This is a genomic window from uncultured Succinatimonas sp., assembly GCF_905203285.1.
Classification (GTDB): domain Bacteria; phylum Pseudomonadota; class Gammaproteobacteria; order Enterobacterales; family Succinivibrionaceae; genus Succinatimonas.
In genome coordinates, this window is the sequence record NZ_CAJKVK010000080.1 from 1 (window position 1) to 9,150 (window position 9,150).

At 35.7% G+C, this 9,150-nt stretch carries 11 protein-coding genes; 2 read left to right on the plus strand and 9 right to left on the minus strand.

Annotation, left to right across the window (positions count from 1 at the left end):
- The 7 genes from QZ019_RS07910 to QZ019_RS07940 form a co-directional block, all read right to left on the minus strand.
- On the minus strand, positions 1 to 1,891 hold a 1,891-nt coding region (locus QZ019_RS07910), incomplete at its 3' end, for a SpoIIE family protein phosphatase (protein ID WP_295483951.1).
- A gap of 305 nt (positions 1,892 to 2,196) precedes the next feature.
- Positions 2,197 to 2,766, minus strand: a complete 570-nt coding sequence (locus tag QZ019_RS07915; protein WP_277296591.1) for a lytic transglycosylase domain-containing protein — start codon at positions 2,764 to 2,766, stop codon at positions 2,197 to 2,199.
- A 52-nt stretch (positions 2,767 to 2,818) separates the two neighbouring features.
- Entirely contained in the window at positions 2,819 to 3,247 is a 429-nt protein-coding gene (locus tag QZ019_RS07920) for an ATP-binding protein (protein ID WP_295483954.1), read from the minus strand.
- 15 nt (positions 3,248 to 3,262) lie between these two features.
- Positions 3,263 to 3,601: an STAS domain-containing protein gene (locus tag QZ019_RS07925; RefSeq protein WP_295483959.1), complete on the minus strand. Its 339-nt coding sequence runs from the start codon at positions 3,599 to 3,601 to the stop codon at positions 3,263 to 3,265.
- A 15-nt stretch (positions 3,602 to 3,616) separates the two neighbouring features.
- Positions 3,617 to 4,285, minus strand: coding sequence for a type III secretion system export apparatus subunit SctR (sctR, locus tag QZ019_RS07930; RefSeq protein ID WP_295483961.1), 669 nt, complete (start codon positions 4,283 to 4,285; stop codon positions 3,617 to 3,619).
- 5 nt (positions 4,286 to 4,290) lie between these two features.
- Entirely contained in the window at positions 4,291 to 5,238 is a 948-nt protein-coding gene (locus QZ019_RS07935) for a FliM/FliN family flagellar motor switch protein (protein ID WP_295483963.1), read from the minus strand.
- 96 nt (positions 5,239 to 5,334) lie between these two features.
- Positions 5,335 to 5,946 carry a hypothetical protein gene (locus tag QZ019_RS07940; protein WP_009143394.1) on the minus strand — a complete coding sequence of 204 codons (612 nt, stop codon included), beginning with the start codon at positions 5,944 to 5,946 and terminating at the stop codon, positions 5,335 to 5,337.
- 242 nt (positions 5,947 to 6,188) lie between these two features.
- On the opposite strand from QZ019_RS07940, the gene sctS reads away from it, so the two are divergent.
- Positions 6,189 to 6,452 carry a type III secretion system export apparatus subunit SctS gene (gene sctS, locus QZ019_RS07945; protein ID WP_009143395.1) on the plus strand — a complete coding sequence of 88 codons (264 nt, stop codon included), beginning with the start codon at positions 6,189 to 6,191 and terminating at the stop codon, positions 6,450 to 6,452.
- 3 nt (positions 6,453 to 6,455) lie between these two features.
- Positions 6,456 to 7,274, plus strand: coding sequence for a type III secretion system export apparatus subunit SctT (sctT, locus tag QZ019_RS07950; protein ID WP_009143396.1), 819 nt, complete (start codon positions 6,456 to 6,458; stop codon positions 7,272 to 7,274).
- On the opposite strand, the gene lgt is transcribed toward sctT, so the two are convergent.
- On the minus strand, positions 7,252 to 7,989 hold the full coding sequence (lgt, locus tag QZ019_RS07955) for a prolipoprotein diacylglyceryl transferase (RefSeq protein ID WP_249084996.1): 738 nt from the start codon (positions 7,987 to 7,989) through the stop codon (positions 7,252 to 7,254). The two genes, sctT and lgt, sit on opposite strands and share 23 nt — an antisense overlap.
- Before the next feature lie 59 nt (positions 7,990 to 8,048).
- The coding region (locus QZ019_RS07960; protein WP_295483968.1) for a hypothetical protein at positions 8,049 to 9,150 on the minus strand (1,102 nt) is incomplete at its 5' end.

Genomic DNA, 9,150 nt, shown 5'->3' on the forward strand with positions numbered 1-9,150 from the left:
CGTTTCCTCTGAAAATTGATACCTCATTATTTAATTTATTAAGAATTTCTTCTGAGGATAAGTGCGCGGTATTTTGGAGAATTTGTAGTATTTTTTCTACGCCAAAGAAGTTTCCTACTTCGTTTTGTGCTTCGCTTATTCCGTCCGTATAAAGAACTAAACTTTGTCCTTTGTTTAGTTTATAGGTAAATTCTGAGTATTGCAGATCTTCCATAACACCGGCTGCGGCACCTGAAAGATTTTCAAGCTCTAAAACTTCATTTTTACTAATAACAATCGGCGGACAATGTCCTGCGTTGCAAATAGTACAAATTCCGGTAGTTTCATCCAAAGTTAAGGCAATCATGGTTACGAACATCATATTGGGATTACGTTCTGCAAGACGCTTGTTTACGCTTGTAAGTGCTGATGCAGGAGTTTTTCCTAGTGATAATGCCTGTCGCATCATAGTTATGGTTGTTGACATGAAAAGAGCGGCCGGAACGCCTTTATCGGATACGTCACCTATAACAAAAGCAATATGAGTATCGTCTACTCTGAAAATATCGTAAAAATCGCCGGCAACTTCTTTTGCAGGATATAAGCATGAAGCAAATGAGATGCTTTTGCTTTGAGGCAGGGCGTCTTCTGACGGCAGCAATCCTTTCTGGATATCGCGGGCAGCGTTTAATTCACCTTCAATACGGCTTTGCTTTGAGCTTATAGTGATAAGCGAGTTTACATTGTCATTAATGGATTTACCCATATGAACGATGGCTTTTTCTAAAGTTCCGATTTCATCTGTTCCCGTTGCTTTTATATCAGAGAGCATCAAATCCATTGCTTTAGGATCTGACAGATCGGATTTGGCGATTTGATATGCTTTTTTACTTAAATTGGATAGAGATGCTGTTATGCTGCGGGTAAAGAGGAAGATCAGCATAAATGCTATTAGGACTGTAATAAGACCGACCATAATGACGAATTTTGTCAACGCAAGAATCGGTTCAAAAACATCATCTGAATCTCTGATGCTGACAAGATACCAATCCAGTGATTTAAAGTAATTAACTTTTAAAAAGTACTGCTTATCAAGAGAAACAAGTTCTGTAGGGAAATTTTGCTCTTTACTTCTTGTTAAGTATTCAAAAGGGAGCTGAGAGCCTAAATTAGAATTAGGATCCGTTTGTAAAATAACTCTATCATTTTTAAAAATTAAAATTTGTCCTGACCAATGTTCGTTAATAAAGTTGAGGCTCTCCCTTACGGAGTTGAGCAGGATTTGATCGTCTTTACTATATCTGTCACTTAATTCTTTGATGTTTTTAACTAAAGCAAAAGAACGATTATTTTTGCGGTTGTGCACGAAGTAGGCAAGGTAATAGTCATTATCGTGATTTATAGCCAGAAAATAGCCTGATGGAGAGATTTCTCCTTTTAAAGTGTTTTGAATATTACGATTTGCTTGGGCAGTTCCGGATGCGGTCAGTAAATCGCTGTCGGCATCATTATAAAAATAGCAGTCGGTATCATGATCGTAAACAAACAGGTGCAGATTAAAGTTATTTATTTCATGACTTTGGTTATTAAGCAGATTTTTGTAGTCTTTTGCTGACAGGCTGCTGATGAAGTTATTGTAATATTCGATTATGCTGGTTTTGTTTTTAAGATTTATTCTTTCGTTTAATAACTCGATAATCTGCTGATTGATATAGTTAAAGTATTGACTTGATACAGAATCTGCAAGCAGACCTGAAGTTGACTCCTGAAAGGCGATTTCTCTTTTTATGTAGTTTTGTCTTTGGGTGTTAAGCAGGTAATAACATATGCTGAATACTACCAAAAGAAGCAAGCAGGTGGTGATGAGGATGATTTTTGTGCGCAATGAAAATCTAAATATCTTACTAATCACGGCCGCCTCTTAATACAAATTTGCGGAAATTGCTTGAGAGAAAGTTATTTATAAGAATTCTCTTTTGAATTGTATCTTATTTTACGGCGTCTTAAAAACATTGATCTGAAAAGCTTTAGTCTTTGCAGATTACAACATGATTTAAGTGATCTTGGATCGCTTTTAGCACTTGCTCATAGAGCGATTTTTTGAGATTTTTAGCATTTGGGTAATCAAATTTGTATTGACTAAGTAGGTATGCATAGGCAGTAACTGTTTGTTTAATAACACGTAAAAGATATTTATTTTGATAAGAAGTGGGAGAGTTATTTAAAAGTATTTTCGTTTTTATAGTAGAGATAATAAGATTTAACTTTTTGCACAAAGTTTTTGGTTTCTTCAAAAGGCGGGATCCCTTTATATTTCATAACGTTTCCGGGACCGGCATTATATGCGGCAAGAGCCAAATCAGTATTTTGAAATTTTGTAAGCTGTTTTTTTAAATAACGACTTCCGGCCGTAATATTTTCCTGCGGATCATGTGGGTTCTTTACTTTAAGTTCAGCAGCTGTTTCTGGCATTAGCTGCATCAGTCCGCGTGCTCCTTTATTTGAAATGGCGTTAGGGTTAAAAGATGACTCCGTTCTTATTACGGCAGCGATTAAAGCTGCATCGACATCAGAAAGCCTTGCTGCTTTGTTAATGTAAGGAATAAGTTCTTTTAAACCTTTTGATCCCTTAAATTTAAGCAGCAAATCATTTGGCAGCATTAAGGAATAACGCAGTTTGTAGGCGTTTTTTGCTAATTTATATACGTCAATTGAATCAATGCGTTTTTCAATAGGTTTAGTTCCGGCAAAAGGTAAGGCATTAACCGTTTCGGTTGTTACCGACATTGAAATTGCAGGAGAAACACTATTTGCTTGCGCCTGATACCCGGCAAAGACACTACATGTCGTTACTATCAATATCAAGAATAATTTGTGTCTGATTTTTGTTGTCAATTCTAAAATAAGCATAATGCGTTGCTATTTCTTTTACTAAATGCAGCCCCAGACCTCCAATCGGTCTTTCTTCAAGAGGAGCGTTTAAATCAGGATCTTTACAGTTTAAAAAAGGATCGTATGCTTTGCCGTCATCGGTAATTTGAATCATGATGCAGCTTTTTCCGTCAAAATTTACTTCTCCGCAAACAAAGTAAGCATTACCGCCGTTTTGGCCGTCGTAAGCATAAGAACAAATATTTGCAAGAAGCTCTTCAACCACAAGTTCTGTCTTAAACAGCATGTGTTCAAGTTTACCGGAAAGAGTTTTTTCTAAAATTTTGTTTATTACGGTTAGGGTGTCGATAGTTGCCGGAAGAGTGATGGTTTCCATACAATTTCTCCTAACTCAACAGGTTAAAGAAGCAATCGCGCTGTCTTTATCTGCAAAAATTTTTATTATTGTGTTAAATCCTGAGAATTTAAAAACATCAGCTACCGGTTTTTGTAGGGCAAAACAAGCAAAAAACAGGTGCTTGGTCTGGCAGTTTTTAGCAATTTTTAAAACAGAGCGCAGACCGGCTGAGCTGATATATTCAAGGTTAGAAAAATCAAGAAGAAGAGGTTTATTATCCTTTTCCAGAAACTCGGCGGTTTGTGTGTAAAAGGTTTCAGCCGTTGTAGCGTCTACTCTGCCTTCGACGGTTAAGATGGTGTATTTTTCAAAGTTCTCAGGTGAAATCTTCATTTTTTTCTCGTAATATCAGTAAGAGTAACTGTATAACAGACCTTGGCTTAATTTAAGCCATCCGTCAAGAGTTACAAAAAGCATTAATTTAAACGGTAAAGATATGGTCATTGGCGAAACCATCATCATTCCCATGGCCAATAAAATATTAGATATGATTAAATCAATGGCGATAAAAGGAAGATAAAGTAAAAATCCTATTTGAAAGGCTTTTGTCAGCTCGGAAATAACAAAAGACGGGATAATGAAAATTAAGCTGTCTTTAGAAATAACATTATGAATTTCCTGAGGCCAAATTCTTTGTGCAGTATTGGTAAAAGCATTTAGTATCCTTTCATCGGTATTATGCTGCAGAAAGTTTTTTAGCGGTCCTGAAACGTTATCCGCTATTTCCAAAACGTTATACGGAGATGTTTCAACCGTTGAAACGTCCTGTTGTTGGAGAAGATCGTAGGTTTTTACGCCGACAGGAGCCATAACGAAAATCGACAAGATCATGGCAAGTCCGCTTAACACCATTCCGGGCGGAACCTGTTGGATTCCAAGTGCGTTTCTTATAAGGTAGGTAACAACAATAATTTTTATATATGATGTTGCTAAGGTAAGGAAAAACGGGACTAATCCCATTAAAGCAATGAGAAAAATAAGATTAATAGGATTGCTTATGGATGTAGTTGTTTCCATTACTTTCAGATCCTGGTTATTTGAAGGGCATTTTTGCCGCCGACTTCGATGATTCGACCGTAGCCGATAGTCTTTCCTTCAAGTTTTACGGCAATGTTTTCAAGAGCTGAATTATTAAGGTCCAGCACGCTGCCTTCGGTTAACTCTTTTATGGAACTTAAAGGCAATTTGATGCTTTCAAGAGAGAAATTGATGGTTAATTCAACATCTTCTATAGTTGTTAATTCTTCTGAATCTGCCATGTCGTCTCCAGAATCGGTTTTTTGTAAGGATGACAATAATGTTATCTGATGCTTTTCTGCATTATATTGAGCAGGGGCCTGTAAACCTTCACAAACAAAGTTTAGTTTACCTGATTTTATAAATTCGCTGTCAAAAATGACGGCATCTCCGGCCTTTAAAGATTTTATTTCGGCAAGAGTGAGTTTAAGAGAACCGATAACAAAATCGCAGTTAAGAACCAGATCTTCAAGCGGAACGTTAATTTTAGGTAAAGAGGTGATTCTTTGCAGCATAGCGGAAAAAGCATTGTCATCTTTGGCAAAAAGACGCAGGTTGAAAATAAGATCGTTTTCTGCGTCTTTATAATTAACGTCTATATGATGGCGGAAGGCTTGTAATCCATCTTCATCAATATAATCGAGTACTGTGATTTGAGTGTCTATAGCAGATCCCGTTTTCTGCAGATAGGGGAGGAAAGATTTTTCAAAAGCGGCGCAAAGAAGCGGAGCCGGAATATTGTCAGGAGTTTTAGCGTTAAGTTCGGGATAATTTTTTAAAAAGTCAAAATTATAGACTTGCACGGCAAAAAGAGAGGATGCGGCATTTAGCGTTAAAGCAACACAAGATTGCGGCGATGCGGTAAAGTCGTAGTCGCAAAAAGTAATATTTCCGTTAAGCCGCGGAAGTATTGCATTTAGAAAAATAACTTTTGAACGTTCGAGAGTAAGCACGGGAAAAACCTTAACCTAACTTATAGTATTTATTAAAGTTTAGTATAAATGTTCTCTTTGTACTATTTTTATTTTTCTTATAATTTTTCAGCTCTATTATGATGAAAAAGGATTTGGTCCGTTTAAAGAAGAATCTGTTATAGCCTCTTCATTATTCTCCGGATCGTTGATTTCAAGACGCAATCTTGAACTTTCATGTTTTTCAAGAGCGCGGTTTAAATCATTACGTACGGAAACGAGTTTCTTAAATTGATCTTGATTATGGGCATTTATTACCACACTTAAAAGTCCGTCAAGATCTCTTCTTAAAATGATTTCCGTGCCGGATAAGCCTGAGTTTTGCCCGAGGGTTAATCTAACTTCGCTGCCGCTTGTATATTTGGGATCGGAAACAAGTATTTTTTCTACTAATTCGTTGGCAAGCTTAGACAAATCTTGTGATTCAATAGAGTTATCCTGTGGCTGTTGAATATTAATAGATGATGCTTTGTCTTGATTTAAGGCAGGATTTAATAATGATGAAAAGATAGAAGACAAATCATTTTGACTTGAAGCATTACTATTTTTGTCTTCAAAATGCTTTTTAGGATCTTTTTCTTCGTTTTTTACTCGTTCAAAAAGCTTCACATCTTCAGACGAAGCATGAGATTTTTCTTTTACTTCGGAAGGGGTATTTTGTCCGTGATACGATTTTTCTTCAACTTTCATACGTCTGGCCTCCGAATTTCTTCAGATTTATTATATTAAATATTGTAGTGTAAATTGTATGACAACAATCTAATTTTAAACTTTTAAAACAGGTGTTTTTCTATAAAGAGCAACAATTCTATCAACAGATATTGATGTGCTATACTGCAAGATATAGTATTAAGTAAGGTGCTTATTTAATAGACAAATGTTGTTGAATTCATATTTCGGCACGAATAAAAGATTTTAAATGGGAAAGCGCTATGGATGCTGAAGTCGTTGATATTATTTCGCAGTGCTTTTATTTGGTGCTGATTTTATCGCTTCCTCCTATCTTGGTAGCGTCAGTAGTAGGTGTTTTATTGTCTTTAATTCAAGCAATTACGCAGCTGCAAGAACAGACTTTATCTTTTGGAATTAAGCTTATTGCAGTGTGCATTACTTTGTTTTTGACTGCCGGCTGGTTTAGTAATGAATTGTTAAGATTCAGCCAGAATATATTTGATCATTTCTTTATGCTGCAATAAGTTATGAATGCACTGCTTGATTTATTTAGTACAGATGCCTTTTCTCTTCACTTATCAGCATTTATTTTAGGTTCTATTCGTATCGGCGTCTTTATTGCCATGGTTCCTTTTTTCGGACCTCAGGTTTCAGTTGCCGTTAAAATGCCGATAACCGTTGCTTTGTATATTCCGCTGCACCCGTTTATGCTCACTATCATTGAGCCTTTGTCTTTTTCTGCCGTTGGAGATTTCTTTGGCTTTATTATCATTGTGTTAAAAGAAATTCTTATAGGAATTATTTTTGCCTGGCTATGTTCGTTGATTTTTTACGTCGCGTTGTCTGCTGGCGTGATTATCGATAACCAGCGCGGTGCCTCAATGGCACAAAGTGCCGATATTTTATCAGGGGCGGAATCGTCTCCTTTGGGCTCAGTTTTATTTCTTGCGATGGTCACTTTGTTTTTCGCGTCCGGAGCGTTTTTAGCGTTTTTAAATATTTTTTATACGACTTTTATAGCATGGCCTCCCACTGAATTCTTACCGGCGTTGTTGTCTTCAAATACCGCAATTTTTTCAGCGCAAAGTCTTAATTGGATGATGGAACAAACAGTGCTGGTGTGTGCTCCTTTTATTTTGGTAGCTTTGTTATGCGATATCGCTTTAGGTCTTATCAATCGTTTTGCACCGCAGCTTAATGTCTTTATTTTGTCAATGCCGATTAAAAGCGGTGTTTGTGCCTTTTTAATTATTTTTTATTTGTCGCCGTTTTTGGATCACAGCGAAGACCTGTTTAATTACATGCAGGAAAGTTTTAGCGTTCTTAATCAGATTTTCGGCAGATAGCTTTTTGTCTTGTCCTTTTATATTTAAAAATTATAGATATGACGATTAATTGGATAAAGCATAAAATTTGGCCTAATGAGAAAAACGTAAATATATAACCTACAGGGATATCCGGCTCTCTAAAAAACTCTGTAATAAATCGTGCTAAGGCATAAAAAATACCGTATGCGCATGCGATATCGCCGGATTTTGACAATTTATTTTTTAACGCATAAATAACAAGAGCGGCAAAGGGACCTTCAAAGACAGCTTCATAAATTTGTACGGGATGGCGAGGCTGAAAGTCAGCTCCTAGGAACACAACTCCCCACGGATGAGCTGTTGGCGTTCCCCATAATTCGCCGTTTATAAAATTTACGATTCGACCTATAGGTAAAACAACGATTGCAATTAATGCCGCCTTATCAAGATTATTCCAGAAGTTTTTTTTGTCAGCTAAAAAGACAGATGCGGATAATCCTATTAGTCCCCCGTGAAAAGACATTCCGCCTTTGTAGATTTGAAAGCACTCTAAAAGATGGTGAATATAGTAATCAGGCTCATAACAAACGATGTAGAAAAGTCTTCCGCCGACGATCGCGCCAATGGCTGCATATATACTTATATAGAGTCTGTAGTAAAAGGAGTTGTCATCATTTTTAGGATTTTGTTTTATTAAAAATAAAATAAAACCTAAAGCATAGACCAGTCCATACCATGAAAAATTAATGTTCACCGTTCATTTAATTTTTATCTTAGGCAAAAACTTGATTATTTAGCATCATAAGATGCTTTTTAAGAATAAAAATCAAGTAATTTTTGCGATAAAACATCACTGTCATTATTAAAACGCATTTTCAGCCGACGGCTTAGTTCTGATTTTACCTGACAGTTTAAAAGCGGTTTTAAACCAAAAACCGTCAATATACTGTTTAATAATTTATTGTTTTCAGAAAACACCTTGATATAGAGAATTTTATTTTTTCCGCTTTCACTTAAACACGGTACTAATAAGGCAGAGCCTAAGGCGTTTTCAATATCACTTTCGCTTACAAAAATCTGCTCTTCATTAAGACGTTTTAAAATAATTTTCAAAATGATTTTACTTATCAGCACTTCAAGCACGTCAAGCTTAATACTATGGGCTTTTTGCAAATTGTTGGTAAGAGTATTGATTTCTTTTGCGGATAACTGATGTTCAGGATGTTCGGTTAATATTTTATTTAAGCGGTTTTTAAGATCAGCGTTAGCAGATAATATTTCCAGATCTTCAATCCAGGGTAAATTTGCTTCTTTGGCAAAAATCTTAATTAGAAAATTTAAAATATCGTTAATTTCTTCATTAAGTAAAGAATTAACTTTTTTATATTCTAGTAGTTCTTCATAAGGATCATAGACATCACCAATAAAATAGATTGTTTTTGAGCTTGGCTTAATGTACTTGTGCAGAATTTTTTCAAGAATTCGATGAAAAAGCAGATCTGACGTATTGGCATCACAATCGGGATGATATTGTTTTTGCAGATATTTTAAGCGATATTCAAGCTTTAAAATGTTTTTCCAAATCATGAAAATAACGGAGTTGGCATAATTAAAAAGCGGAAATCCGGCAAATTCAGGAGAATCCGGAGTGCTGTTTTTGACCTTTTTGTTATGTTTAATAAAATTTTCTACAGCGTTGTGTTGTATGTTTACTTTTATGCTTTCACTTTGTTCTTTTACGCTGGCTTTAAGTTCTTCAAGAAAATTAGGGTTTAATTCTTTAAGTTTATCGTAGCGTCCGATTTTATCTATAGTTCGATGGGCAATTTTTCCGTTGCTTTTACGATAAGCCTCAACCACATAAATGTATTCGTATTTGCCTGCTTTTCGGATTTGTACGTACATTTTATAAACC

Coding starts and splice junctions, on each gene's coding strand:
- QZ019_RS07915 (WP_277296591.1), bottom strand. CDS start 2,766: ATGTCGGTAACAACCGAAACGGTTAATGCCTTACCTTTTGCCGGAACT.
- QZ019_RS07920 (WP_295483954.1), bottom strand. CDS start 3,247: ATGGAAACCATCACTCTTCCGGCAACTATCGACACCCTAACCGTAATA.
- QZ019_RS07925 (WP_295483959.1), bottom strand. CDS start 3,601: ATGAAGATTTCACCTGAGAACTTTGAAAAATACACCATCTTAACCGTC.
- sctR (WP_295483961.1), bottom strand. CDS start 4,285: ATGGAAACAACTACATCCATAAGCAATCCTATTAATCTTATTTTTCTC.
- QZ019_RS07940 (WP_009143394.1), bottom strand. CDS start 5,946: ATGAAAGTTGAAGAAAAATCGTATCACGGACAAAATACCCCTTCCGAA.
- sctS (WP_009143395.1), top strand. CDS start 6,189: ATGGATGCTGAAGTCGTTGATATTATTTCGCAGTGCTTTTATTTGGTG.
- sctT (WP_009143396.1), top strand. CDS start 6,456: ATGAATGCACTGCTTGATTTATTTAGTACAGATGCCTTTTCTCTTCAC.